The organism is Burkholderia sp. SIMBA_051, assembly GCF_046534915.1.
Lineage (GTDB): Bacteria > Pseudomonadota > Gammaproteobacteria > Burkholderiales > Burkholderiaceae > Burkholderia > Burkholderia ambifaria.
The window spans coordinates 1-247 of sequence record NZ_JAWRXS010000697.1; the positions used below are offsets into that span (position 1 = coordinate 1).

1 protein-coding gene is annotated in these 247 nt (G+C 57.1%); it reads left to right on the top strand.

The window, feature by feature from the left end; translation table 11 throughout:
• Positions 1 to 181: hypothetical protein (locus tag SB771_RS36270; protein ID WP_410722193.1), on the top strand; the 181-nt coding region annotated here is incomplete at its 5' end.
• Between the last annotated feature and the right edge of the window lie 66 nt (positions 182 to 247).

Sequence of the window (247 nt, forward strand, 5' to 3'; positions counted from 1 at the left end):
CGGCGAAACCCCGCAGAATCTCGGTTCTGCGGGGTTTTTGTTTTCTGGCGACTCGCAAACCGACTATCAAAACGATCGGCGCTTGGAAAGCTGTTTCCCACTGGAATCCAACGGCTCTCCATGGTTCCAAATCATAAGAATACCCCAAGGCGGAACGGCTCTGGCGCATTCGCCGGCCTGACGGCGGCAAACTCGCCGTTGTCCTCGAAGCGACCAAGGGGGCGTGAGAAAGCCTTGTGCTATTGGG